Here is a 25,701-nt window from a genome sequence, read left to right as displayed (position 1 = left end):
GAAACGGGGTGATCGGTGAGTGATGGGGGCGGTCTGGATGGCTCAGCTGCGCTGGGCGAAGGACCAGGCCAGCTCGGCCATGGGCCGGGCGGTGTCGCCGGAGGCCTTGGCCTGGGCGCTGGAGGCCGTGCCGGCTTCCACGCGCTTGGCGATGCCCTGCAGGATGGCCGCGATGCGGAACATGTTGTAGGCCATGTAGAAGTTCCAGTCGGCGCGCAGCGTGTCCACGTCCTTGAGGCCCGTGCGCTCGCAGTAGCGGCGGATGTATTCCTCTTCGCCGGGAATGCCCAGGGCCGCCAGGTCCTTGCCTGCGATGCCCCGGCCCAGCGTGGCGGGGATGTGCCAGCTCATGCAGTGGTAGCTGAAATCGGCCAGCGGGTGGCCCAAGGTGGACAGCTCCCAGTCCAGCACGGCGATGACGCGCGGCTCGGTGGGGTGGAACATCAGGTTGTCCAGGCGGAAGTCGCCGTGCACGATGGACACGCGCGAGGCATCCAGCGCGCTGGCCGGCATGTGGGCGGGCAGCCACTGCATGAGCTGGTCCATCTCGGGGATGGGCTGGGTGACCGAGGCCACGTACTGCTTGCTCCAGCGGCCGATCTGGCGCTCGAAGTAGTTGCCGCTCTTGCCGTAGTCGGCCAGGCCCTGGGCCGCGAAGTCCACGGTGTGCAGGGCCGAGATCACGCGGTTCATCTCGTCGTAGATGGCGGCGCGCTGGGCCGGCTCCATGCCGGGCAGGGACTGGTCCCAGAGCACGCGGCCTTCCATGCACTCCATGATGTAGAAGGCACGGCCGATGATGGACTCGTCCTCGCACAGCGCATACATGTGGGGCACGGGCACGTCGGTGCCGGCCAGGCCCTTCATCACGCGGAACTCGCGCTCGATGGCATGGGCCGAGGGCAGCAGCTTGGCCACGGGGCCGGGCTTGGAGCGCATCACGTAGCTGCGGCCGGGCGTGATCAGCTTGTAGGTGGGGTTGGACTGGCCGCCCTTGAACATCTCCACCTGCAGCGGGCCGGCAAAGCCCTGCACATGGCCCTGCATCCAGGCGGTGAGCGCGGGCACGTCGAATGCGTGCTGGTCGGAGACGGCGCGTGTGCCTACGAAATGGTCGAAAGTGCTCATGGGGCAGTCAGTCCTGTGATCGGTTCGAGAATCGGTTCAACAAACGGGAACAGCCGCGCAGCACGGGCGCGGCAAGGCACCGGCCGGCGAGAGCGTCCGGTCGGTGCAAGAAAAGGGGAGGGGGCGCGGCGCGGGCCGCGCAGGTTCAGGCGTCGGGCGCGGCGATGCGCAGCAGCGTGTCGCGGTCGCAGACCACCAGGCCGCCCGGCTCGATGCGGATGGCGTTCTCGCGCTCCATGGCCTTGAGTTCCTGGTTCACGCGCTGGCGCGAGGCGCCCAGCAACTGCGCCAGTTCCTCCTGCGCCAGGTGCAGGCCGATGCGGATCTCGCTGCCATCCGACAGGCTGGTCACGCCATAGCTGCGCACTAGGTGCAGCAGCTGCTTGGCCAGGCGCGCGCGCAGCGGCAGGGTGTTGAGGTCCTCGACCAGGCCGTAGAGCTGGCGGATGCGCCGCGCATGCAGGCGCAGCATGGCTTCCGAGAACTCCACATGCATGGACAGGATTTTCTTGAAGTCGGTCTTGGACACGCACAGCAGCGTGGTCTCGCCGTGCGCATAGGCATCGTGCGTGCGCTTGTCCCCGTCCAGGATGGCCACGTCGCCGAACCAGATGCCCGGCTCCACGTAGTCCAGCGTGATCTGCTTGCCCGTGATCGAGGTGGAGCTCACGCGCACCGCACCCCGGGCGCAGGCGATCCATTCCTCGGGCGGTTCTCCGCGTGCGCAGATGAGCGTGCCATCTTTGAACCGTTTGACGTAAGCGCATCGAAGAATGTCGTGCCGAAGCGATGGAGAAAGTGATGAAAACCAGCGACCGGAATTGATCGCTTCACGTTCTTCGATGGTAAGAATCGGGTCGTCCATGGCCTGTCTTTTGCGTGACTGATGACGGTCACATTGTCGCGTGTGGGACCGCCGCGGCGCAGCATGCCGCCGGCGGGTCTGTCACTTCGGTGTCTGGGCCTGCCGAAAACGGGGCAGGGCAGCGAAAAAAAGGCGACCCGTCGTGCGTCGGGTCGCCGGCTTTGCAGGGCTTATGGCTCCTCGTGCGTGAGGCTCAGCCCCAGCGCGCCACGGCGGCGCAGCCAGGGGCTGTGGCGGTAGCGCGGATCGCCGTAGACGGTCTGCAGGTTGAACAGGACCTCCAGCATGTTGGTGGGCCCCCAGCGGTCGCCCATGGCCAGCGGGCCCATGGGATAGCCCAGGCCCAGGGTCACGGCCTTTTCCAGGTCGGCCGGGCTGCCGATGCCCTGCTGGCAGATGTCGCTGGCGATGTTGACGATGGAGCCCACCACGCGCTGCGTGACGAAGCCGCCGCTGTCGCGGATCACGCTCACGGCCTTGCCGTCGCTGGCAAAAAGCGCATGGGCGGCGTCGCGCATGTCGGTGCGCGTGGCCGGCGTGGTGGCCAGCACGCGGCGGCGCGTGTCGGTGTCGGCGATCAGCATGTCGATGCCCATGGTGCGCGTGCAGTCCAGCCGCTCCACGGCAGCCACCGTGGTCACGTCCAGGCCCAGCGGCGCCACCAGGATCAAGGCCTGCTCGGTCGGTGCCTGCGCGGTTTCAATGCGCGCGCCCAGGCTCTTGAGCAACTGGTAGATCTCGTTGCGCCGGGCCGCGCGTGCCGACACCCAGACCGGTGGCAGCGTCTGCACCTGCGGCACGGCAGGCTCGGCAGGCTGCTCGGCGCGGCCTTCGGCATAGCGGTAAAAGCCCTGGCCGGTCTTGCGGCCCAGCAGGCCGGCCGCCACGCGCTGCGCGGCAATGGGGCTGGGGCGGTAGCGCGGCTCCTGGTAGTACTGGTGGTAGATGTGCTCCATCACGGCATGGGTGACATCCAGGCCGGTGAGATCCATCAGCTCGAACGGGCCGAGCTTGAAGCCCACCTGCTCGCGCAGGATGCGGTCGATGGTGGCGAAGTCGGCAATGCCTTCCTGCACGATGCGCAGCGCCTCGGTCACATAGCCGCGGCCCAGGTGGTTGACCAGGAAACCCGGCGTGTCCTGCGCACGCACGGGCGTGTGGCCGAAGCTGCGCGCGAACTGTGCCAGCGCGGCGCAGGTGGCCTCGTCCGTGGCCAGGCCGCGCACGATCTCCACCACCTTCATCAGCGGCGCCGGGTTGAAGAAGTGAAAGCCGGCAAAGCGCTGCGGGTGCTCGAGCGCCGTGGCCAGCGTGGTGATGGACAGGGCCGAGGTATTGCTGGCGATGAGGGTCCCGGGCGCAACGATGGCCTCCAGCTCGCGCAGCAGCGCCTGCTTGGCATCCATGCGCTCGACGATGGCCTCGATCACCAGGTCGCAGTTCCTGAACGCATCGAGACCGTCCGCCACCGTCACCCGGGCCTTGCAATCTGCGGCCTGCTCACTTGTTATTTTTTGTTTCTTCTCAAGCAGGTCCCACAGCGCAAACAGCTGTTGCTGCGCTTGCGCGGCAGCGCCCGGGCGAGCGTCCTGCAGCAGCACGCCGGCGCCTGCCTGGGCGGCCAGCTGGGCAATGCCTTGCCCCATGATGCCTGCGCCTATCAATCCGACGTTCCTGATAGGAGAAATGTTGTTTTGGATCATGTACATAGAGGAGGTGTCCTACAGGTGTCTATGCAAAAATGCAAGCGTTCAAAGAAAGGCTGATGTGAGAATTTGTAGCACCATTCTCGGCGTCGCCCTGTCCTCCATGGCCTGGAACGCGTCCGCATTGTCGTTGGGCAGTCCCCGGGGCAACGTGGTGCTGGGCGCTCCGTTCGACCTGGTGGTGGGCTTGCAGCCCGATAGCGGAAATGACGCCGGCAGCTCCTGCGTGCGCGCCGAGCTGCTGGCCGGTGACAGGCCCATCGAATCCTCGCGTGTGCGCGTCAGCCCGACCACATCGGGCAAGGCCGTTCGTGTGCAGGCCAGCTACACAGTGGACGAGCCTGTGGTGACGCTCAAGCTCTGGGCCGGCTGCGAAGGCGGCGGCATCAGCCGCAGCTATACGCTGCTGGCGCAGCTGCCCGAGTCGGTGGATGCCACGGGCAATCAGCCCATCAATGTGCGGGAACTGGCGGCAGCCCAACCGGCGCTGGCGGCCGCGGGTGCCGGTGCTGCAGGTGCAGCGGGGGCAGCGGGTGCTGCTTCCGACCCATCTTCGACTTCCTCCCGCCCGGCCGCTGGCCGCAGCGCCCGGGCCGATTCCAGGTCCGCAGCGGTGCCCGTTGCCAAGGAACCGAAACCCCAGTCCAAGCCAAAGACACAGCCAAGGCCCCAGGCCAAACCCAAGGCGGCGGCCGAGAAATCCAGGCCGCCCGTGGGCGTGACCGCCCAGGCCCAGGCCGGGCAGTTGCAGGCGGGCCTGCGCATAGAACCGCGCCTGCGCATGGAGCCGGTGGAGGAATGGCTGGGCACGGGCGGCACCCCGGGCGCCGCTGGCGCAGCCGGAACACCCGGGACACCCGAGGGCGGCGCCGCATCTGCGGCTCCCATGTTCGATGCGGGCAGCGAGCAGCTGGCCGAGGCCAACAAGCGCGTGCAGGCGCTGGAGGCCGAAATGGCGGCCTTCAAGAAGCGCGACACCGCCGACCGTGGGCAACTGGCCCAGCTACGGGCCGAACTGGAGGCCATGCGCCAGGAGTCGGGCGGCTCGTCGTGGCTGTTCAATGCGCTGCTGCTGGCGCTGATCGCCGCCGTGGCCGTGATCGCATGGATGGCCTGGAAAATGCGCTCGGGCGCCTCGCTGTTCTCGCGCGAGCCGGATGCCTGGCGGGAATCGGTGGAGCGTTCGTCGCAGGACCCCGTGCCGTCGAGCCCGCCGCATTCGCACGATGACGGGATCAACACCCTGCCGCATTCCCTGGACCCCCATCGGCCCACGCGGCCCATGGCACCCAGCCTGCGTGAACACCGGCCTGCGCCGTCGCCGGATGATCGCCGTGGCCCGGATACCCTGGCCTCGCCCTATGTGCAGCGCGGCGCGCAGATGCGCCCTGGCGTGACGTACGAGCTGCATGAGGACGTGGACCCCGGCGATTTCGGCCCGGCCACCATTCCCGTGCCTGTGTCCGTGCAGGCCGAGCTGCCCGAGCCGGAGGGCGAGAAGACCGCAGCGCGCTCGCCTGCGCCCGAGGCCATCAAGGCCCGGCGCATGGTGCAGCCCGGCGAAATGTTCGACGTGCAGCAGCAGGCGGAATTCTTCATCTCGGTGGGCGAGCACCAGCAGGCCATCGAGCTGCTGCGCTCGCACATCGCCACGCATGAGGATTCCTCGCCGCTGGCCTATCTGGAGCTGCTGCACCTGTACTACACGCTGAGCCGCCGAGACGACTTCGACCAGCTGCGCGCCCGCTTTGCCAAGCATTTCAATGCCCGCGTGCCGGCCATGCCGGGCTTCACCGACAAGGGCAGCAGCCTGCTGCAGGGCTATCCCGAGCAGCTGGCACGCATCGAGGCGCTGTGGCCTGTGGACGAGGTCGAGGACTGCCTGGCGCACTACCTGTTCAAGCAGGACGGTGCACCCGACCCCGATGCGCCAGCCCCCTTCGACCTGGCCGCTTTCGATGACCTGCTGCTGCTGCTGTCCATCGCGCGCACCTCGCCCGCCGGAACGCGCGGCGAGCCCGGCCCGCGCGAGCGCACCACGCCGCGCATGGTGGCGAGCACGGCCGCAGCCGGCGCAGCCACGGCCGGCGCAGCCGTCCTCGCATCGGCCGCGGAACCCGCTCCCGCACCGGCCGCCGCTGCCGCCTTCATGGATGTGGATTGGATGGCCGAGCTGCAACCGCCTCCGGTAGAGGCCGCACCGCAGCAGGCTGCCTCTTCCCTGTCGCCGCAGGATCCGGGCCTGGAGTTCACGCCCATGGACACGCAGGCGCTGTCGGTGGTCTCCGGTACAGCCGGTGAGAAGGCTGCCGACAGCCGCGCGCCGGACTCCCTGTCCGCGCCGCTGCAGTTTGAAATGCAGCCGCTGGACTTCGACCTGGATCAGGCAGGCCAGCTGCCTGCCGGCCAGGTGCGTGCCGTTCCGCTGAGCGAGACGCCGTCCTTCATCCACGATGCGGCGGCACCGCTGCTGGACATAGACCTCACCGCGCTGGGCGAGGATGAACTGCCCACGGTGGACGTGCCTTCGCGCTTTCCGCCCGTGGTGCTGTCGGCGCCCGGCTCAGGCCCCGTGGGCTTCAGCGAGCACAATCTCAAGGCGCCGCTGAGCATGGATCTGGCGCTGGAGAACTGGGAGCTGCAACCGCCCGAAACCCTTCGCGATCACCGTGGCCTGGACGAGCCCTTGAGCCGCTCGGTGGACATGCTGCTGTCGCGCGAGACCGACCCGGCCTTTCGGACCACGCCACAGGCTCCGTCGCCGCAGGGTGACGGCAAGGAGCCGTCCAAGGACTGAACGGTGTGCATCGAAAAGAGAGCACGTCAGGCTGTGTAAATAGTCTGCCTGCTCGGGCTAGAAAGTGAATCGCCCCGGCATTCGTGGAGGTTAGTTGGTGTGATTCAGGCAGGTATGGCCTGACTGGCGCGCCACCGCAACGCGTTTGCCGTCAGACCTTGCGAGATAGCCGTAGACCTGAAAATTGCTGGTTCAGACGCGCCCGATCTGCGGTGCCAGGCTGGCATAGCGCTGCGTTCTGGTTGGCAACAGTGCCGGATTGCGCAGACGCGCCGCACGGCGGCAGTAGCCCGACGGGGCAATCTGCGAGGCCTTGCAGATCGGCTTGAACCCGAAGCGCTTGCACTGCTCGTCGATGAAGGTCCTCACTTTCAAGGACCATGCGCACGGGGCGCTCAACAACCTCGGTGGAGCATTTGAAGGAGCCTCCTCGATTCCTGGGGCGATTCAAGCCGGTTCACTTGCGAATGCTCCTATGCGTAGCGCTGGAAGATACCTTTTTGCGCCGCCATTGCGTAAGCGCTATCCCATCGCGCATGCTCAGGCCCAGCAGGGTGATATTCAACGCGCCAGCAGCCAGTTCTAGTGCCTGCACCGCATAGAACGCAATATCGAACTCGCCAGCCTTTGCCTTGGACGCAAGGAAAAATGCCGCCGGTATCAGTAGCAGCAGACCATTTGCAGCGATGAAGGGCATGCGTTTGAGTTTGGTATTGACCAACCCTTGTCGTCGCCCTTTCGATAGGAGGAAGCCGGAGCAGCCCGTGGCGGCAAGGGCTGGCACCAGCAGGATGAAGCCCCAGGGAATAGCCGTCTTGATGAAAATCATCGTGGCCTGGGAGGCGAATAATTCGGAAATGGCTGTTGAGAGCCAGAACGTCGCTATTGTGAGGATGGCGACCAGACCGGCAATCGGGTGAATAATTCTGAGCATCGTGTTTCTCTTTAGTGGTTGATAGCCAAGATTCCCAGCACCGATGCGGCCAATGCGAGGGCAATGCGGATATTGTGGAGTAGAAGCCAGGATTCGAGCATCGCGGCTACCTGATCAATCGCAACCACCTTGCTGGCGAAGGCGGTATTGATCGGCATGAAATAGGTAATTGTGAAGCCTAGGACAACGACGATGCAGGCGAGGGACGCAAGCCAAAGCCAGCGCGTGGCAGGTTTTTTCGAGTCGTACCAGAATGCGCCGACCAGACCGATCAAGGTCGGGATGACGACCAATGGGATTGCGCGCATGACTAGGCCACTGTGCTGCGCAAACCAATCTAAAAATTCAGCGGGCGGCAAATTTTTCCAGTAGCCACCCAGGATCACGCCGATAGCGAGCATGACGCCCGCGAACATAGCCGATCCAATAATCGCCAGAATTTTGAATAAGAGCTGCATTACTTTCTCCTGCCGTGATCCGGTATCGGGGGTTAAAAATGCCAGCCACGCCAGAAATTCTGTAAAAGATGCGGGGTGGCGCGAAGGCGGACAATGGATAGGCCGATAGCTTGCCGATCTGGTGCAGGGTCTCGCCCTTGCTACAGCGATCTTCCTCATCGCCTTCAGTGTTTTGGTGATGTAAATCCATGATCGTTGCTTCCTGCCAGCACTACTTGCACCAAGTGTAGTTATTGCGTTGCATTGACCGGTTGAATTCACAATTGATGACGGATGCTGCCGTGAACCGGCCGGCATCCAATAGTGATGGTTTCTAGTGTTGCGGCGTCAGACAATGACATGGCAAAACGAGCCGCTCGGACAATATCCTCCGATTTAATCATCTGTTCTGGTGTCATGCCACTGCCGGAGGCCATTTCGGTGTTCACCACGTCAGGGCAGATCACGGTCGTTCGAATGCCGTTCAATATCTCTTGTCGGGCAATTGAACGGGCGTAGCCAACCAGTGCATGTTTACTCGCAGCATATCCGCCTACCGGTGCGAATGGCTCCATGCCTGCTATTGAGGCGACGGCGAAAATATGGGCCTTCTTTGCCTGTCGAAGATAGTGGAGACTGATTTTTGTGATATTATGGGCCGCTATTGCGTTGGTTCTGAGCATGAGCTCAAAATCGGCCACGCTCAGATCTCCAGTGCCAAAGCGGAAGATCCCAGCACAATGGATCAGTACATCCAGTTGCTTTTCTTTTGAGAGCACCGCTTCAATCTGAGTTGCGGTGGCTATATTATCAGTTAGATCGACTGTGATCGGAATGACTTTGGTTCCGTGCTCACGCTTCAACTTTTCCGCAAGCTGCTCAAGTTTCTCCCCATCCCGCGCAACCGCGACAATGTTGAAGCCATCTTCAGCAAATGCGCATGCTAGCGAATTTCCAATGCCACGGCTGGCTCCTGTTATTAGAGCTAAGGATTTCGCCATTTTCATTTCCTGTGTGGATATGTGCTGGTTTAATTGTGACCAAGATTCCCTGCTAAGTGGGGAATCTGGCTTCGAATTTGCAGAGCGACGGATGCAACTTGTAGTTCAGGGATCGTTCACGATGGCTGTCATATGCCTGGTCGTTGAGCGCATCCTTAAACGACTTTGACGACCGCCAATGTGCCACGTTGACGAGGCCGTATTTAGCCGATGGATCACTAGATCGGAAAAGTCTGGCATTTATGAAGCCCTCATGGGCAATCATGTGCCCCTTTGCTTTGTGCCACATGTCGAGCACAGCGGGGATGTCTTCCTGCTGGATCTCGAATGGATTGATCAAGAAAACGTGTCCGCTGGCCGCGTCACTAAGTAATCCGATCTCGATATCGAGATCGCACTCGATGCTGTCAGTCCCGAATTTCTGTTCCAACAGACGTGTCGGATGAAATAGAAAATCTGCTCGCTGCTCTGGTGAATCGAACTTCAATATCGACAAATGGCTATAGTCCGCGTTTCGGATATCCTCGTTGAACGAGTAAAGCTCCATAACAATGCCGGCGCTCATGGCATTAAGCTCGTCAGCTCGTGCGAGCCAGTAGTCCTTAAATTGCGCATTGCTTCGCACAATTTCAATAAGATAATTCATGCGCCGCTCTCCCCGAGAAGGCGCTTAGGTCCGATGCTCAAACGATGAGAAAAATAGAGGGCGAAATCTTCTTTGAAGTCAGCGACAATTTCGCTGAATCGATTTGTGTGCGTTGCGTCGATAAGGTCGTTGGTTCGATTCCACTCCGCAATATTGATGAATTTCACTTCATCAGCGTCGGATTGATTTTGGTAGAGCGATGCGTTGATGTAGCCGGGCTGTGTCCGCATGTACGCGTTGCACTGGTTCCACATTTCTTCGTAGTTATTGACGCGCGCGTTCGGAATATAAATGACATCGAGCAATATGCATCGTTTTGTATCCGAGGAGAAAATATAGTCGTCCCCATCGACGAGCCTCATGGTATGGCCAAAGAACCTGACCTTTCCAGAGCGTAGGGCCTCGATGATGGCGAGCTCCTGTCGCGCTCGGTCACGCGCTGCGATCCATGCCGACGCGGATGACCATTTGCAAAGGCTGGCAAACGCATACCGCGAACGTGTTTGATACTCCTGATCGACCTTGACCAGCTGAGCCCTGTCGAAACCATCACATCCCGAAAAATACGTCGCAATAAGGTTCCAGATGGAAGCAGCTTCGGCAGGGTGGTCACTTTGGATGAAGTCAAGTGCCATGATCATGAAGATTTTCCTGTCATCACCGCATGCGGAGAATAAGTGTCGTCCTCGCTGGCATAGGCCGTGCGAGCGAAGCAAATTTGAAATTTTTCTTGATAGGGGGCGACGATGGCGTGGTAGTCTTCGCCGCCAAATATCGAGAGAAAAGCATCCTCCGATGCCCATTCGGCCATGCTGACAAAGTGATAATCGCCCTGACCAGGCGTAATAGTCTGGAAGAGGGTTGCCGACATAAAGCCAAGCTTATCTTTCATCATCGTGGCCGTCTCAAGCCACATTTCGGCATTGGCGGGCGCTTCCTCGATGGAAATGCGATACGGGTTCACAATTATCATTCGCTCACGGACGTCGCCGACAAAGCAAGGTCCGTGGCAGCGGTCGACGGGCCTGAACAGATTTGCAGCTCCTAGCCCCTGGTCAACAGAATTGAATGCCATGTCGTCAGGCGGTTCATTAATAATTGCGATGCTGACTGCTGCGTACCCCGGAAGATTGACGCGTCTAAATACTTTCAGAAGGCAAGCGGCATCTATGCTTCTGGTTTTTAGAGCCTCATTGGTCTGCTCAAGCCAACGCGAGGAGCATTCCTCGATCTGAGCTGATGTCAGTATATCTATACGTGCAAGCATCATTGGAGTTTGTGTTTCGAAGTCGATGGAATTTCCGCCAACATCAATTCGCTGGTCGGGCGAAAGGTCGTACTCACGATCTTGTGGAACGCAGGATTGCGGAAAACGCATTGAAATCTATTCAGGTCGGACCAATGAGCTATGTTGACGAACCTGATCAGGTCGATGGCGTCGCATTCGCGGAAAAGGCGTGATGTGAAAAATCCTGGTTTTCCCTTAATGAATGACAAAGCGCGGTCGAACTGGTTCAGGAATTGGCTCTGATCGGCCGCTCGCATCAAGCACAAAGTCACCAGCAAGATGCTGGGCGCATCGGCCATGGGCCGCCCGCCATATCCACGCCTGATGATCTGGGTCCGAAAGTTGAGCGCTGCAGGCTGAGCAATGCTATTTCGACGGCTGCTGATCACCATCGCCTCATAGCTAGGCTGGGCGTAGCCCTGCAGCTCCAATTTCGCACTTGAGGCGATAGCGATCAGTTGTCCTGCCCGATATGTGGATTCAGTCAGGCCAACCTCTGAGACGGACTTATAGAAGTTAAACGTACAAGGCACTGGTCAGAGCTCCCTTCTGCAACAGCTGTAATCGAGAAGCCGCAGGGCCTAGCTAGGTTGCTGGTCAAACCTATACACCGGCAGCCTCTTGGGCTGCATCAATCAGATCGCCAACGGTGCTAATCCGGCCGTAGTCAATGTCTTTCAACGCTTGAGCTGTTTGCTTTTCGATTTCGAGGAGGATGAAAACCAACTCTGTGGAGTCAACCCCAAGGTCATCTGCCATAATACTTGTCCGCGTGATCTCGACTTTCAACCCCTCGCTTTCGACAAGGGCCTTCAAGGAATTAATCACGATTGCTTCAATGGATACATGATCTTTCATGATGTGCTCCCATGCTCAATGATTAGGCTTGCGACTCCGCCACCCATGGCAGCGGCATTTATGACAATACGTTCAATCGAGACTGGTTGACCGATGATATGCGGAGATTGCTGCTGCTTTTCAAGCATAAGGCAGCCAAACGCGATGTCGACTGCGCTTTCCGCACCGAAGGTGTGGCCGATACGTTCTTTGGGGCGAGCAATAATCGACTTCGAGGCGATGTTGGCGATGGCCTCATGTTCAGCGTTCTCGACGCAATCGAGACCGCTTGCGTCCGAGATCACGATCTCCGGCTGACGATTACCGATCACGGAACGCATCGTGCGGCGGAATGCATCGGCATCCGTAGGGTATCGGTCCGCCTTGCTCGGGCTGTTGGCCTGTGAGAAAGCGCCTATGCGGGCATAGATTCGGGCACCGCGCCGTCGCGCTGCCTCCTCCTCTTCGAGCACGAGGAATGTCGAGCCCTCAGAAATTCGAAACCCGTGTTTGCTGCCATCCACCGCGTGCGCTGACGGAACGAAGTCGAGGCCGGCATAGATAAAACCGGTGTTGGTGCTTTCAGTCCCACCAGCGATTGCCACATCCAGGATACCTGAGCGGATCTTTGCTGCTGCTGCCGCTACAGATAAGAGGCTACTCATTCGATCAGCCATATAGGTCTTACTGAAGCCCTTTAGACCGTGAAGGATGCTGATTTGTCCCTGAGGTGCAGTGGGAAACCAGCTGGTGGCTTGGAATGGGCTGACAGCTCGTGGCCCCTGGAGATATAGTTTCCGCAACTCGCGTTCCGTGAATTGCCAGCCGCCAAAACAGTTTCCGACAAACACGCCAGTTCTTTGCCTGTCGATTATCTCTATATCTATCCCAGCATCTGCAATTGCTGACTGAGTTGCGATTAGAGCATAGCTTGTGAAAACGTCGATCTTTATGGCCGTTCGGCCTGAAATCTCTCCCTTGAATTCGGATGGGTCGATGCTGGCTCCGCTGATATTTTTTGAGACCTGCCTGAAAAAGATGCTGGAATTTGATTGGGATGTCCAGAGATCTTCCTTGGTTCGTATGCCAGGTAAGATGACTCCAATGCCCGTGATGACAGCATTACGCTCCATGGTTATGCAATCCTCTGCGTTAGGGGACGATTTGCGAGATGATCAAGGCGCTATGAATTCCGGAGAAGCCACTTGCGTCCTTGAGAATATGTCCCAGCACCGCCGGCCGCCCCTTGCCGGGTACATAGTCGAGGTCGCAGGCTGGGTCGGGCTGGTGCAGATTGAGCGTCGGTGGAACCTCTTGGTGGACAATCGACTGTATAGATGCGACCAGCTCAATTGCATTGGCCGCCGCCAGAGCATGCCCTACGATCGACTTTATGGAGGTAACAGGTATGCGATATGCATAGTCTCCGAAGGTTCGCTTGATCGCATTGGTTTCGTTGATGTCATTCTGTGGCGTCGAACTTCCGTGAGCATTGACATGCGAAATCTCTGAGAAAGCAACCCCCGCATCGGCAAGACTCAAAATCATGGCCCGATGTAAATCCTCGCCATCAGGTTTGAGGTCTGTCATATGATGGGCGTTGCATGTCGACCCAAAACCAGAGATTTCCGCGAAAATATGTGCATCGCGAGCAATCGCGTGTTCCATGTCTTCCAGAATGAATATTCCAGCGCCCTCGGCGAGTACAAAGCCGCTGCGCGATGCATCATATGGCCGGGAGGCGGATTCGGGCTTGTCGTTCCGATCATTGGTAACGGCGCCGATGATATCGAAAGCACCGAGCGCGATAGGAGTTATCGGTGCATCTGACGCTCCCGCGATGACAATGTCCGCATTGCCGGACCGGATCATATCCAACGCCTCGCCGACAGCGTCAATACCGCCCGTGCAGCCCGTTGCCAATGTCGAGACCGGTCCGGATGCGCCGTAGCGACGGGCGATCTCCGTAGATGCGACGTGAAAGCCAAGGCCTGACAGCAGTACTGGTGACGCCTTTTCCGCATCGACGTCACCATGCCCGCCATCCGTGAGGTGCAGAAATTCTTCTTCCAGATACTTCGTCGCACCGATAGCGGTTGCAACGCAAACTCCGATACGATGAGGATCAAGTTTGTCGAAATCGAGCTTGGCCATATTGACTGCTTCCGAGGCAGCGGCCAGAGCGAACAGGACATAACGATCATATCCAGCCTGAGAAGCGGCAGAGACCTCGCAGTCTTCCTCGTCGAAGTACTCGACGATCCCGGCCACCTTGGCCTTGAACGGTGAAGCATCGAAAGTCGTGATTGGCCGCACACCACTTCTGCCATTGCACGTTGCGGTCCAGAAATCTTCAACATTGCATCCGTTGGGTGCAATGACACCCAGGCCCGTGACGGCCACACGCTTCTTTTTCATAAACCCTCTTGAATTAGTAATTTCCAAGACCGCCGCAGACATTCATTGCCTGGGCCGTGATCCCGCGCGCCTGGTCGGATGCCAAGTAGATAACCATGCTGGCGACCTCGCCGGGTTCGATGTACCGTCCGAGCGGCACACGTTCCTCAATCCGTCGCTTGGCTTCCTCGGGGGTGACGCTCCAGAGCTTCGCGTAGTTTTGACGGACCGTCGCGGCCATCTCGGTTTCGACAAAGCCCGGGCACACTGCATTGACGGTGATGTCTGCCCTTTTGCGCGCGAGCTCCAATCCAAGTGCTTTGGTGAACCCAATAACACCATGCTTCGAAGCACTATAGGGGGCACCATGCACAACTCCTTGCTTGCCCCCTGTTGAAGCAATATTGATAATGGCACCGCCAGCGCCCATTGCCTTGGACCTGAGAACCTCTTTCGTTACGAAGAAAACAGAATTCAGGTTTGTATTGATAACAGATAGCCATAACTCATTATCGATATTCTCCGTCACACCGCCGCCGCTGCGACCCGCGCAGTTCACGAGAACCTTGATAGGACCAAGTTTTTCGACAGCGGACGATGTCATTTGGGTAATTTCATCGGAATCTGTTACATCGCATCGTATTCCGATTACCTCCCGACCCGTCCCAGAGAGCTGTTTCACGGCGGCATCGAGATTGGACTGACTACGCCCGACTATTGCAACGTTGTAGCCTGCGTTTAAGAGGCTCTGCGCTATCGATAAGCCAATGCCGCGGCTTCCGCCAGTCACTATTGCATTACGCATTTGATCTGCCTTCCAACCTTGATTTGATGGCCTTCATAGTGCCGAAACTATTAAGATTGATCGCGGTTTCGACCTTTTGCTTGGCGTCGTTCCGCGATCCTTTCGCGGCCCAGAGTGAAGGATTGAGTAGTACCTCATGGTACGAGGTGACCGCTATCCCAGAGCCTTCGTTCACAGACGAAAATGTCCACGAACCACGATGTTCCAGGAGAACCTCTGGGGGAGAGGGCTGGAAGTATGAAATCGCGTCGACATCTTTCCTGCGAATGCTCCGAATCTCTTCAGTCCCATTGGTAACATTTACGGTCATAACAAACTCTTGGTTCACGCTATCGGAATAAATCATTCTTATATTCGAACAGTGCGGCAGCAAGTTCGGCCATTCTTCTGCGTCCCAGATCAGGTCTAGAATGAGGTTTTTGGGGGCATAGAAAATCATGGTCTCCGAGAAACTGTGATACCAGGCTTTCTGATCCAAGTGCTTTGCAATTGCAGATAGCTCGCGGTTGCTGTTTGCCTCGATACTCCGTTCCATGAATTGCATCGCTTGTTCTTTGGTCTCGACTTCAGGAACGAATCCTTTCACCTGATCTGCGATCTCGAATTCATGCATCAGGCTAATCTTGCAGCCTTTGGGGAGCGGGTCGAAGGTCCAGGAGCCCACCATCGACTTGACCAAGGGTGAAGGTTTACTTTGGCGAAATTTGATTAAGCGACGCTTGCGATCAATCTGCCGGACCGACTGCCAGGATAGGATTTGACCGTTGGCCAGGGCTGTTAGCGCGATAGCCTGCTCCGTCTCCGTTTCCGAAAGGACGTTGGCTTCCAGGCAGGGAGGGAAAATTTCGGGCCATTTAGCAACGTTGAGGCTTACCTGAAACGCTTCCTCAGGCGAATGGCAGATGAGAATACTATGTTCCGTTTTCATTAAACTTGACCTCTCCCTGCAGGTAGTATGCGGTTTGGAGTTGCTTGTTACTCCGAGGCTTCTGAAGAATCGAGCATCCGCTGACGGCGCTTAAGCGAAAAGGAGACGCCGTCTTTGGCGCCCAAAATGATGAGGGGCAGATTTGTTGCGTCGGTAAGAATCTCTATTCTCGGGATGACAGTGAGCGTCGGACCAAAATCCTGGATCCCTGGAGATTTGCAACTGAGATTTATTTTTTTCCACATGCCTATCGCTTGGCAAGTCCTTTTTGGAAAATCAGAGTTCTCCTAGGAATTGCAGGCGCGCGCTCAGATGCTGTCATTTCAGGATTATTGGGCATCGTCCTGGTTTCTCGAATGCGAGGGAGTGCGCACGCTAAAGAGGGTCTGCAAGAATCCATGCGAGACGTGCTTGCGTTGAGCGACGGCGACCATACTCATCACCCATGAAGCAAATCAGCCTAGCCCAGCCGCAGTCCAACAAGTGCACACACAAGAGTGAGTGCTTGGAATCGATGGATCAAGTGGTGCCATGAGCAGGCCTGATAGCTCTCATCGATCCGTACTCCAAGGAGGCAGGCCGCTGCGGCGCCCTCCAGTTTGGTTGTTGATCGTGCGCTTGGCCGGCACATAACACCGTATGCCCTGGGCTTGCAGTGCGGTGATCTGCGCTGCATTGGCATAACCCGCATCAGCGGTGCAGGGTGCTAGCAGTACATCGCTTGCGGCTTGGGCCATTGGCTGGATCTGCCTCTGATCGTTGGCATCGGCACAGCCCTCGTGGGCCACTATCAGGTGGCTCTCGGCCTCCACAGCGGTCGGCAGGTTGTAGCCCGGCACACTGTTGAGGCTTTGCATGACCTGGGCATCGGACTCGATGGTGATGTACATGGTCTTGCCACTGGCGGCCAGGGCCTTTGCCTAGCCTGCAGTTGCCTCGCTGTTGGCCTGCAGTTATGCCAAAGCCTTGCACACACGAATGCCCTGCCCGGGCGTTGACGTCTCCTGCCGGGCCGATTCTTCGAGTAAGGCGAGGTATCTCTCTATCTGCTGGGCATTGCACTGGGCTTTTTGTACCAGGCCCGGCGCGGGCCGACGATGGCTTTGCTTGAGGCGACGGCCTGCACCTTGCAGCCGTCGATGGCCACAGTCGTCGGGGCGATCAAGCACTGCGTGCGGGCGAACTGCACGAAGGCAGCACTGGTGGAAACCAATGCCTGCAGATTGCCTCGGCGGAATTCGGCGATGGTCTTGTAGTCTGGAGCCAGGCGACCGAGCAGCCACATGCACTCGGCGTTGTGGTGGCACTCGCGCCTCAAAGAGCGAAAGGGACGTGTCGCGTTGAGATAGCCCTGGAGATAGAGCCGCAGCAGATCGGCAGTGTCATATGGCGGCGCGCCCATGCGTTGGAGGATGGACTTGGCAAAGCCCAGATAAGCCATGGGTAAAGCGGCAATCCAGCCGTCGATGACGCGGACAAGGGCATCTGGCGCGACAAACTCATCGAGCATTACTGGTAACAGGGCGGCTTGTGCCGGCTCTCTCCACTGCGGCGGGCCGTAGAGCTGCTCCACAAACAACGATGCCCTCAAGGCTAACTCCTGGAGGGCATCGCGACTAGGACAGCTGAAGACTTTTTACACAGCCTGACATGCTCCCTTTTTGCCTTGGCACTTGGCCAGTACCTCAGTCGGCAGCGTGCATGCTTGCGAGCAACTGCTGCGCCGCCGCTTCTGGATCCTCGGCATTGACCAGCGCCCGCACCACGGCCACCGAGCCTACGCCCGTGGCGCGCACGGCCGGGAACTGGTCGGCCGAGATTCCGCCGATGGCCACCAGCGGATAGCGCTGCATCAGGCGCACATAGGCGCCCAGGCGCGCCAGGCCCTGCGGAGCCGTGGCCATTTTCTTGAGCGTGGTGGGAAAGACGGCGCCCAGCGCGATGTAGCTGGGCTGCACCGCATGGGCGCGCACCATTTCGGCATAGCCATGCGTGCTCACGCCCAGGCGCAGGCCCGAGGCGTGGATGGCCTGCAGGTCGGCACCGGCCAGCGCATCCAGGTCTTCCTGGCCCACATGCACGCCATAGGCGCCGGCATCGATGGCCTCGCGCCAGTGGTCGTTGATGAAGAGCAGGGCGCCCGTGCCTTCCACGGCGGCCACGGCGGCGCGCACTTCGCGGGCGATGGCGTCGCGGTCCTCGGACTTGAAGCGCAATTGCACGGTGGGCACACCGGCGCGGGCCATGCGGCCCACCCATTGCGCATCGGGCAGCACGCCGTACAGGCCCAGGGACCTTGGGCAGTCCGGGAAGGCCAGTGCGGGATCGGCGCCCTCCAGGCCGAAGTCGCGCGGATCGTCGGGCCATAGCGTGGCCTCGAAGCGGCCCCTGCGCAGCGTCTGCGCCTGCCAGGCGCAGGCCAGCGTCTCGGCGTCGATGGCGATGAAGCCCAGCGCGCTGCAGGCCTGCAGCGCCGCAAGATAGGCCGGCTCCTGGCGCTGTGCCTGCGGCACGGGCTGGGAGGGCAGGGCGGAGCCTTCAGGGGCGAAGGTGGCGCCGTGCAGGCGCACGATGGCATCTGCCCAGGACTGGATGGAGTCGTTGCTCATGGCCGGTCTCCTCAGCCGTGGTGCCAGAACGGCGTGCCCAGCACGGGCGTGCTGGGCTGGGCGGCCGATTGTTCGGCCATGGCGCCGGCGCGGTGGGCGGCGTGGCCGGCATTCACGGCATCGGCAAAGGCGCCGGCCATGGCCACCGGGTCTTCGGACAGGGCCACGGCCGTGTTCAGCAGCACGGCGTCATAGCCCCACTCCATGACTTGGCAGGCATGGGACGGGCGGCCCAGGCCCGCATCCACGATCAGCGGCACCTTCAGGCGCTCACGCAGTGTCTGCATGGCATAGGGGTTGACGGGGCCGCGGCCCGTGCCGATGGGCGCCGCCCAGGGCATGACGGCCTGGCAGCCCACATCCACCAGGCGCTGGCACAGCACCAGGTCCTCGGTGGTGTAGGGCAGGACCTGGAAGCCGTCCTTGATGAGGATGGAGGCGGCCTCGACCAGGTTCAGCGTGTCGGGCTGCAGGGTGTAGTCGTCGCCGATCAGCTCCAGCTTGATCCAGGGGGTCTCGAAGACTTCGCGTGCCATCTGGGCCGTGGTCACGGCTTCCTGCACGGTCATGCAGCCGGCCGTGTTGGGCAGCACGGGCACGGCCAGCTTCTTGAGCAATTCCCAGAAGCTGGCACCGGTCTCGGCGGCATTGCTGCCCTGGCGGCGCAGCGAGGCCGTGACCATGGCGGGGCGGGCACGCTGCACGGCAGCTTCCAGCACGGCGGGCGAGGGGTAGCGGGAGGTGCCCAGCAGCAGGCGGCTGTCAAAGCGCTGGCCGTACAGGACCAGGCTGTCGTCGGAGGAAGGGGCGGAAGTCGTCATGGCGTGAGGCAATGGGAGAGTCGGATGGGGCATCAGCCGCCGGTCACCGGCGAGATCACTTCGAGGCGGTCGCCGTCGTTCAGCGCCTGCTCGGCATAGCGGGCCTTGGGTACGAAGACGGTGTTGATGGCCACGGCAAAGGGCGGGCGCGGCGCAAGCTGGGCCAGCGCGTCGGCCACGGTGGCTCCGTCGCTCAGTTCGGTCGCTTGCTGGTTGATGGTGATGTTCATGGCGGCAGGGGGAAACGAAAGGCGGGTACGGGGGCTTGTTCGATCTTAGGCAGGGCCGGGGCTGGTGGCCCTGCGTGCATGTCCGGTCTGTTGTGCGTGAAAGTGCCGTGCGTGCCGTTCAGGCGGCTGCCTTGTGCTGCGATGGCGCATGTTCGACGGGAACATCGAAGCGGCGGGCCAGTTCGGAATCACCGCCGTCGAGCAGCTCCAGCACCACGTCCAGCATGGCCGGCGCGATCATGAAGCCATGGCGGTACAGGCCGTTGACCTCCATCACGCGCGGCGCGCTCCAGCGCACGGCCGGCAGATTGTCGGGCAGGGTGGGGCGGCACTGGGTGGCGATCTCGACGATGCGGCCCTCGGCAAAACCCGGATGCACGGTGTAGGCGGCACTCAGCAGCTCCAGCGTGGAGCGCACGCTGGCCGGCGACATGTCGTCGGACTCGATCTCGGTGGCGCCGATGACGAAGAGGTGGTCCTCCTTGGGCGCAATGTAGATCGGGTAGCGCGGATGGATCAGGCGCGTGGGCCGCTGCAGCGTGACCTCGGGCGCATGGATGCGAACCACCTCGCCGCGCACGCCGCGCAGCGCAGGCCACTGGCCGCGTGCGCCCAGGCCCCGGCAGTCCAGCACCCAGTCGGGCTGGCCCGGCGAGCCGGGGCGGAAGTCGGCCAGCTCGCGCGGCTGGTTCCAGTGCTGCTCCACGCCCAGGCGGGTCAGCGTGGCGTGGAGTGAGGCCAGCAGCTGGCGGTTGTCCAGCTGGCCCTCGCCCTGCAGGTACATGGCCTGGGCGAAGCGCCGCTCAAGCGCGGGCTCGCAGTCGTGCAGGGCCTGGTCGGCCAGCGGCTGCAGCGCGGGAAGGCTGGGGTTGATGCGGCGGTTTTTCTCCAGCAGGCCGAAAAAGCGCTGGGCATCGCCAGCGTCCTGGCGGTGCCAGAGGATGAGGGTGCCGTTTTGCTGAAAGAACACGGGCGCATCGAGCTGGGCCAGCAGTTCGGGCCAGCGCGTCAGGCCGTGCTGGCCCATGCGCACCACGCCGGGCTCGGTGATGGCCGATTCGGCCAGGGGCGCGAGCATGGCGGCGGCCACGCGGGCCGCTGCGCCATCGCCTTCGGGGCCGTGGGCGTCGTATACGGCGATGCCGTGGCCGCGACGGGCCAGCGCCAATGCCAGCAGCCGGCCCATGAGGCCGCCGCCCAGAATGGCGATGCGGGAAGAAGCTTGTAGAACGGACATGTGCATCTGGTGGTCAAGTGCGCCCATGCCCGTGGGACTGCCGGCCGGCTGTCCGCGCACAGGGCATGTGCTGGACAAAACGCGGCGTACCACCCCGATTGATTGAAACTCCCCACGCCAGCATGACCTGGATCGGGTGCAGGGGCGCTGCGCGGCAAGGTGCCTGTGGTGCAGGCTTGTGCGGCAGGGGGCTGGTCGCCCCGGGGCCCCAGGGTGTTTCTCAGTCACGCATCGGCGAGGCGGGCCAGGCCCTGTTTCACCGACGGGACACCCCTGTTTCGTCCGTCAGCAGGCATTACAGCACATCCCGCAGCTGCCGGTATTGACCATGCGCATGGGTGATAATTTTCGCCCATGACTGCCGACCACTCCCCTTCGACCGCCGCATCCACCGAACCGGCTCCCGCCGCGCGCAAGCGCTATGCACGCGTGCTCATCATCGCGGGCTCCGACAGCGGCGGCGGCGCCGGCATACAGGCCGACCTCAAGACCTGCAGCGCCCTGGGCTGCTACGGCATGACGGCCATCACGGCCATCACCGTGCAGAACACGCTGGGCGTCAGCGGCATCCACGGCATTCCCGTGGACATACTGCGCGGCCAGATCGATGCGGTGGTCGAGGACATCGGCGCCGACGCCGTCAAGATCGGCATGCTGGCCACGCCCGAGGTGGTGCAGGTGGTGGCCGATGCCATCCGCCGCCACCAGCTGCGCAACGTGGTGCTGGACCCCGTGATGGTGGCCACCAGCGGCGACCGGCTGATTGCCCCGGAAACCGCCTCCGTGCTGGTGCGCGAACTGTTCCCCCTGGCCACCGTGGTCACGCCCAATCTGGACGAGGCCGCGCTGCTGCTGGGCCACTCCATTGACGGCATAGACGCACTGGACGGCGCCGTGCAGGAACTCCTGGCGCTGGGCGCGCCGGCCGCCTTGCTCAAGGGCGGGCACTTGTCGGGCGATCTGGTGGTGGACCTGCTGGGCCATGGCAACGGCCAGCGGCTGCGCCTGCAGTCGCAGCGCATTGCCACGCACAATGGGCACGGCACGGGCTGCACGCTGTCTTCGGCGATTGCCTCGCACCTGGCGCTGGGCCTGCCGCTGGAGGCGGCCGTGGCCCAGGCGCGCGAGTACATCCTGGGCGCGATTGCGGCCGGTGCCGATGTGTTCACGGGCGCCGGCCACGGTCCGCTGAACCACGGCTATGCGCCGCGCGCGCAGGTCGTGGTCAACGGCTGAACGTTCGGCGCAGCGCCTGGTTCACCAGCCCCAGGTCAGGCTGCGCGCCACCCAGCCCTTTTGGCCGTTGTCGCGCTGGACATGTGCCCAGGAGCCCTGCTTCTTGAGCGTGCGCACCACCTCCAGCTCAGCCAGCTTGCCCACCACGCGGTGTTTCTGGCCCGGGCCTGCGCGCAGATTGGCGGTGCGCCCGGTCACCACCATGTGCGGGGTCTTGCCGGTCAGCGGCGCATGCACCCAGCCCAGCGTGCTCTCGTTGTCCCTGACGCGCAGCCACTGGCCCTTGCGCTGCACCACCTGCAGCGGATAGCCCTTGCCCAGTTCCCACAGCGTGGCCGAGCGCGTGGTGGGCTGCTGCCGCACATTGACGCTGGCGCCCTTGACGCTGACGAACTCGCGCGCATGGGCGACGGCCGGGGCCAGGGTGGTGGTGAGGACGGCGAGGGCGGTGGCGGCTGCGGCCATCCAGCGGGCGGCACGGCTTTTGTTGCAAGACACGGGAACAGGTCTCCTTTCGTTTGAGAAAGGCTGGCGCGCGAAGACTTTCCGGCGCAAGCCCGGGGAAAGCGCGTGGGATCAGGCGATGTAGCTATAGTTCCTGAATGAAACTGACGTGCGACGCCCCGGCTTCATGCGCAACCGGGCAAGCTTGCCTTACGCTTGCCGCACAACCGTGTTTTCCAGGAGGGCTTGTATGCACCATGCTGTTTCCCGATCCGGCGCCCATGTCCGGCACGCTGCAATCCTGACGGCCTGTCTTGCCGCGGGACTGGCGGATGCGCAGGGACAAGAGACGCAGGCGCAGGAGGCGCAGGCTGTGGCCACAGCCGCTGAGGGCCGCGATGCGGCCAGGGCGCAGGAGGGTGCGGTGAATCGCCCGGAATTCGGCCCCGCGCTGCTGGCGGCCGCCCAGGCCGGCGAGGCGCTGCAGGTACGCGACTGGCTCAAGCGCGGCGCACCTGTCGATGTGCGTGACCGGCAGGGCAATACGCCGCTGCTGCTGGCCGTGCGCGGCAACCATGTGGAAGTCGCGCGCTCGCTGCTGGTCCATGGGGCCAACCCCAATCTCAAGAATGACCTGCAGGACAGTGCCTATCTGCTGGCCGGTGCCCTGGGCCGCCTGGAGATACTGCGCATGACGCTGTCGTACGGCGCCGATCTGCAAAGCACCAACCGCTACGGCGGCACGGCGCTGATCCCGGCCTGCGAGCGCGGCCACGTCGATACCGTGCAGGCCTTGCTGGCTGCCGGTGTACGGGCCGACCATGTGAACCGGCTGGGCTGGACCTGCCTGCTCGAAGCCGTTTTGCTGGGCGACGGAGGCCCGCGCTACCAGGACATCGTCCGCCAGCTGATCGCGGCCAGGGCCGATCTCAATCTGCCCGACAAGGATGGCGTGACCGCCGTCGTCCACGCCCGCCAGCGCAGCCAGCATGAGGTGGAGCGCCTGCTGCAGGAGGCTGGAGCGCGCTGATCGGCGCAAGTGAAAACGCCTGAAACCAGGGGTGATGCGCCAGATTCAGACGGGTCTGATTGCTTTGGAAAGGCTGCGTTGCAAATGATTCCCATTTTCAACGTGGATCTTTGCCATGCGCACAGCACATTTGCTATCTCGACCCTTCGTCTCCGGCCCCCAGTCGTGCCTTTTTTCGGTGTTCGCTGCGGCGCTGGTCACGCCCGCTTATGCGCAGGACGCCACTGCCGATGAGCGTCAGGTGCAGTTGGCGCCCTTGACCGTCTCCGGGCAGCGCTCCACCGGCTCGCGCACCGAGGCATCCGAATCGGCCAAATACGCCAAGCCGCTGCTGGATGTGCCGCAGACCATCACCGTGGTGCCCGGGCAGGTGCTGCAGGAGCAAAACGCCCTGAGCCTGCAGCAGGCGCTGTCCAATGTATCCGGCATCACCTTCAATGCGGGCGAGGGCGGTGCAGGCTCGGGCGACAGCATCAACATCCGCGGCTTCAGCGCCAACGCCAACCTGCAGATCGACGGGCTGCGCGACAGCGGGCAGAAGAGCCGAAGCGATCTCTTCAACACGCAATCCGTCGAGGTCATCAAGGGACCCAACTCGGTCTTCGGCGGCGCGGGCACCTCGGGCGGCAGCATCAACATGATCAGCAAGCAGCCCAAGGCCCATGACTTCACCGAGGCCGACGCTGGCCTGGGCACGGGCAGCTACCGGCGCGTCACGCTCGACGCCAACAGGGTGCTGGCTGGCGGCAAGGCCGCCATGCGCCTGAACCTCATGGGCCATGACAGCGACGTGGCCGGGCGCGACACCATCTTCAAGCGGCGCTGGGGCGTGGCGCCCTCGCTGGCCCTGGGATTGAATTCGCCCACGCGCCTGACCCTCGGCTTCTTCCATCAGAGCGATGACAATCTTCCCGACTATGGCGTGCCGGCCTTTCGCGGCAAGATGCTCGATGGCGTCTCGCGCAATGCCTATTTCGGCTGGCGCAACCTTGATCGGGAAAAGATCGGCCAGGATGCCCTGACCGCGAAGATCGAGCATGACTTCGCCTCGGGCGCCAAGCTGCAGAACCTCTCGCGCTACTCGCGGCTTAGCCGCGATACCGTGATCTCTGCCTCGCATGTCGATCTCCGGGGCATGCAGCCTGGCTACTACCGGCCCGCAGGGCCCCAGGCCTATGGCCGCGATGCGGCCACCACCCTGTGGATCAACCAGACCAACCTGACCCAGCGCTTCGACACAGGCGTGCTGGGGCATACGCTGATCACGGGCTTCGAGATCGCACGCGAGACCTATGACCGTACCACCTCTTCCTACAACATCAACCGGCAGTTCCCGGCCGGCGGCTATCCGCTGGCCCGTCCGCCCGGATACTGGACGGGCACGACGGACTTGCAAAACAGCGGAAGGAACGAGACCAGCCTGGACACCCGCGCGCTGTATGCCATCGACTCCATTGCGCTGGGTCCGCGCTGGGATCTGAACCTGGGCCTGCGCTATGACTGGATCGACGGGCGCTCCAACGCCACAACGGCCGCTGGCGTGCGCACCGCGGTGGACAGCTCCGACGGCCGGCTCAGCGGCCGCACGGCCCTGAGCTTCAAGCCCGCCGACAACGGCCGCATCTACCTGGCCTACGGCACGGCCTTCAACCCTTCCGCCGAATTCCTGGTCTCCACGGGCTCGGGCCTGGATGCGGCCACGGCCTCGCTGGCACCCGAGAAGAACACCAGCCTGGAACTGGGAACCAAGTGGGATGTGCTGGACCGCCAGCTGGCGCTGACCGGCGCCCTGTTCCAGGTGGACAAGACCAATGCCCGAGAGCAGATGGCCGATGGCAGCTATCTGCTAGCCGGAGAGCAGCGCGTGCGCGGGCTGGAGCTCGGTGCCGCAGGCAAGGTGACGCCGCAATGGGATGTCTTCGCCAACTACACCTTCATGGCCAGCAAGACCCTCAAGTCATTGAACGAGCCTGCGCGTGTGGGCCAGGCGCTGGGCAATACGCCGCGCCATTCGCTGAACCTGTGGACTACCTATGCGTTGCCGCAGGGCTGGACGGTGGGCTATGGCGCGCGCTTCGTGGGCACGCGCAATGTCACCTCGGCCGGCGACGGCAAGCTGTCCGCTTACTGGGTGCACAGCGCCATGGTCGGCTATGAACTCAACCGGCAATGGAAGCTCCGGCTCAATCTCGACAACATCGGCAACAAGGCCTATGTGGCCGGCGTGCGCCAGCGCCTGGGCGAGCAGTCGCGTTCCTCGGCCGTGGAGTACGGAGAGGGTCGCACGGTCAGATTGACCGCGCTCTACCAGTTCTGAGAAGCACG

At 62.0% G+C, this 25,701-nt stretch carries 25 protein-coding genes and 1 pseudogene; 4 read left to right on the top strand and 22 right to left on the bottom strand.

Going from position 1 to position 25,701, the window contains the following annotated elements; translation table 11 throughout:
- Positions 1 to 42: 42 nt before the first annotated feature.
- From AAN986_RS16310 to AAN986_RS16300, 3 genes are all read right to left on the bottom strand, one after another.
- Entirely contained in the window at positions 43 to 1,128 is a 1,086-nt protein-coding gene (locus tag AAN986_RS16310; protein ID WP_016446719.1) for a phosphotransferase, read from the bottom strand.
- 145 nt (positions 1,129 to 1,273) lie between these two features.
- Positions 1,274 to 1,993 carry a Crp/Fnr family transcriptional regulator gene (locus AAN986_RS16305; protein WP_012205125.1) on the bottom strand — a complete coding sequence of 240 codons (720 nt, stop codon included), beginning with the start codon at positions 1,991 to 1,993 and terminating at the stop codon, positions 1,274 to 1,276.
- A 170-nt stretch (positions 1,994 to 2,163) separates the two neighbouring features.
- Complete coding sequence (locus AAN986_RS16300; protein WP_047219725.1) at positions 2,164 to 3,702, bottom strand: 3-hydroxyacyl-CoA dehydrogenase; 1,539 nt, start codon at positions 3,700 to 3,702, stop codon at positions 2,164 to 2,166.
- 121 nt (positions 3,703 to 3,823) lie between these two features.
- Between AAN986_RS16300 and AAN986_RS16295 the strand changes: the two genes are divergently transcribed.
- Positions 3,824 to 6,496 carry a hypothetical protein gene (locus AAN986_RS16295; RefSeq protein WP_349335401.1) on the top strand — a complete coding sequence of 891 codons (2,673 nt, stop codon included), beginning with the start codon at positions 3,824 to 3,826 and terminating at the stop codon, positions 6,494 to 6,496.
- A gap of 195 nt (positions 6,497 to 6,691) precedes the next feature.
- On the opposite strand, the pseudogene AAN986_RS16290 reads toward AAN986_RS16295, so the two are convergent.
- The 18 genes and pseudogenes from AAN986_RS16290 to AAN986_RS16205 all read right to left on the bottom strand — a co-directional run.
- Positions 6,692 to 6,829: pseudogene (locus tag AAN986_RS16290) on the bottom strand (IS3 family transposase); the annotation flags it as partial.
- A gap of 124 nt (positions 6,830 to 6,953) precedes the next feature.
- Complete coding sequence (locus AAN986_RS16285) at positions 6,954 to 7,430, bottom strand: hypothetical protein (protein ID WP_047219553.1); 477 nt, start codon at positions 7,428 to 7,430, stop codon at positions 6,954 to 6,956.
- A gap of 11 nt (positions 7,431 to 7,441) precedes the next feature.
- The gene (locus AAN986_RS16280) at positions 7,442 to 7,888 is read right to left on the bottom strand and encodes a DUF1772 domain-containing protein (RefSeq protein ID WP_047219554.1); all 447 of its coding nucleotides are present in this window, start codon (positions 7,886 to 7,888) and stop codon (positions 7,442 to 7,444) included.
- Positions 7,889 to 8,145: 257 nt separating this feature from the next.
- Positions 8,146 to 8,868, bottom strand: coding sequence for an SDR family oxidoreductase (locus tag AAN986_RS16275; RefSeq protein WP_082138164.1), 723 nt, complete (start codon positions 8,866 to 8,868; stop codon positions 8,146 to 8,148).
- Positions 8,869 to 8,920: 52 nt separating this feature from the next.
- Positions 8,921 to 9,514: an antibiotic biosynthesis monooxygenase gene (locus AAN986_RS16270; protein ID WP_047219555.1), complete on the bottom strand. Its 594-nt coding sequence runs from the start codon at positions 9,512 to 9,514 to the stop codon at positions 8,921 to 8,923.
- Entirely contained in the window at positions 9,511 to 10,155 is a 645-nt protein-coding gene (locus tag AAN986_RS16265) for an antibiotic biosynthesis monooxygenase (RefSeq protein ID WP_047219556.1), read from the bottom strand. Before AAN986_RS16265 ends, AAN986_RS16270 begins: the two co-directional genes overlap by 4 nt.
- A complete protein-coding gene (locus AAN986_RS16260) occupies positions 10,152 to 10,892 on the bottom strand; it encodes a hypothetical protein (protein ID WP_241150449.1) in 741 nt (246 codons plus the stop codon). Before AAN986_RS16260 ends, AAN986_RS16265 begins: the two co-directional genes overlap by 4 nt.
- Positions 10,893 to 11,405: 513 nt before the next feature.
- Complete coding sequence (locus AAN986_RS16255) at positions 11,406 to 11,660, bottom strand: hypothetical protein (RefSeq protein ID WP_047219559.1); 255 nt, start codon at positions 11,658 to 11,660, stop codon at positions 11,406 to 11,408.
- Positions 11,657 to 12,772 carry a beta-ketoacyl synthase N-terminal-like domain-containing protein gene (locus tag AAN986_RS16250; protein WP_047219560.1) on the bottom strand — a complete coding sequence of 372 codons (1,116 nt, stop codon included), beginning with the start codon at positions 12,770 to 12,772 and terminating at the stop codon, positions 11,657 to 11,659. The genes AAN986_RS16255 and AAN986_RS16250 overlap by 4 nt, the downstream gene beginning before the upstream one ends.
- Before the next feature lie 19 nt (positions 12,773 to 12,791).
- Positions 12,792 to 14,057 carry a beta-ketoacyl-[acyl-carrier-protein] synthase family protein gene (locus tag AAN986_RS16245; RefSeq protein WP_047219561.1) on the bottom strand — a complete coding sequence of 422 codons (1,266 nt, stop codon included), beginning with the start codon at positions 14,055 to 14,057 and terminating at the stop codon, positions 12,792 to 12,794.
- Positions 14,058 to 14,070: 13 nt separating this feature from the next.
- Positions 14,071 to 14,841 (bottom strand): SDR family NAD(P)-dependent oxidoreductase, encoded by a 771-nt coding sequence (locus AAN986_RS16240; RefSeq protein WP_047219562.1) that lies wholly within the window; start codon positions 14,839 to 14,841, stop codon positions 14,071 to 14,073.
- Positions 14,834 to 15,769 carry an SRPBCC family protein gene (locus AAN986_RS16235; RefSeq protein WP_047219563.1) on the bottom strand — a complete coding sequence of 312 codons (936 nt, stop codon included), beginning with the start codon at positions 15,767 to 15,769 and terminating at the stop codon, positions 14,834 to 14,836. Before AAN986_RS16235 ends, AAN986_RS16240 begins: the two co-directional genes overlap by 8 nt.
- Before the next feature lie 551 nt (positions 15,770 to 16,320).
- Positions 16,321 to 16,659: a transposase gene (locus AAN986_RS16230; RefSeq protein WP_047219564.1), complete on the bottom strand. Its 339-nt coding sequence runs from the start codon at positions 16,657 to 16,659 to the stop codon at positions 16,321 to 16,323.
- A gap of 152 nt (positions 16,660 to 16,811) precedes the next feature.
- Positions 16,812 to 17,360 carry a transposase gene (locus AAN986_RS16225; protein WP_047219565.1) on the bottom strand — a complete coding sequence of 183 codons (549 nt, stop codon included), beginning with the start codon at positions 17,358 to 17,360 and terminating at the stop codon, positions 16,812 to 16,814.
- Between the two features lie 94 nt (positions 17,361 to 17,454).
- Positions 17,455 to 18,378, bottom strand: coding sequence for a thiamine phosphate synthase (gene thiE, locus AAN986_RS16220; RefSeq protein WP_047219566.1), 924 nt, complete (start codon positions 18,376 to 18,378; stop codon positions 17,455 to 17,457).
- Between the two features lie 11 nt (positions 18,379 to 18,389).
- Entirely contained in the window at positions 18,390 to 19,199 is an 810-nt protein-coding gene (locus AAN986_RS16215) for a thiazole synthase (protein WP_016452920.1), read from the bottom strand.
- Positions 19,200 to 19,231: 32 nt separating this feature from the next.
- Positions 19,232 to 19,429 (bottom strand): sulfur carrier protein ThiS, encoded by a 198-nt coding sequence (thiS, locus tag AAN986_RS16210; protein WP_012205130.1) that lies wholly within the window; start codon positions 19,427 to 19,429, stop codon positions 19,232 to 19,234.
- A 118-nt stretch (positions 19,430 to 19,547) separates the two neighbouring features.
- A complete protein-coding gene (locus AAN986_RS16205; protein ID WP_082138165.1) occupies positions 19,548 to 20,666 on the bottom strand; it encodes an FAD-dependent oxidoreductase in 1,119 nt (372 codons plus the stop codon).
- A 354-nt stretch (positions 20,667 to 21,020) separates the two neighbouring features.
- Between AAN986_RS16205 and thiD the strand changes: the two genes are divergently transcribed.
- Positions 21,021 to 21,902 carry a bifunctional hydroxymethylpyrimidine kinase/phosphomethylpyrimidine kinase gene (thiD, locus tag AAN986_RS16200; protein WP_047219567.1) on the top strand — a complete coding sequence of 294 codons (882 nt, stop codon included), beginning with the start codon at positions 21,021 to 21,023 and terminating at the stop codon, positions 21,900 to 21,902.
- Positions 21,903 to 21,923: 21 nt separating this feature from the next.
- Here the strand turns inward: thiD and AAN986_RS16195 are convergent, their stop codons facing one another.
- Positions 21,924 to 22,400 (bottom strand): SH3 domain-containing protein, encoded by a 477-nt coding sequence (locus tag AAN986_RS16195; protein ID WP_047219568.1) that lies wholly within the window; start codon positions 22,398 to 22,400, stop codon positions 21,924 to 21,926.
- A 196-nt stretch (positions 22,401 to 22,596) separates the two neighbouring features.
- Here AAN986_RS16195 and AAN986_RS16190 point away from each other — a divergent pair, with 196 nt between their 5' ends.
- Both AAN986_RS16190 and AAN986_RS16185 read left to right on the top strand, forming a co-directional pair.
- A complete protein-coding gene (locus AAN986_RS16190) occupies positions 22,597 to 23,376 on the top strand; it encodes an ankyrin repeat domain-containing protein (protein ID WP_017406456.1) in 780 nt (259 codons plus the stop codon).
- Positions 23,377 to 23,491: 115 nt separating this feature from the next.
- Positions 23,492 to 25,693, top strand: a complete 2,202-nt coding sequence (locus AAN986_RS16185) for a TonB-dependent siderophore receptor (RefSeq protein ID WP_047219569.1) — start codon at positions 23,492 to 23,494, stop codon at positions 25,691 to 25,693.
- Positions 25,694 to 25,701: the final 8 nt, after the last annotated feature.

This window comes from Delftia sp. DS1230, from assembly GCF_040112715.1.
In the GTDB taxonomy this organism is placed as follows: Bacteria; Pseudomonadota; Gammaproteobacteria; order Burkholderiales; family Burkholderiaceae_C; genus Comamonas; species Comamonas tsuruhatensis.
This window is presented reverse-complemented; position numbering and strand designations above follow the sequence as displayed.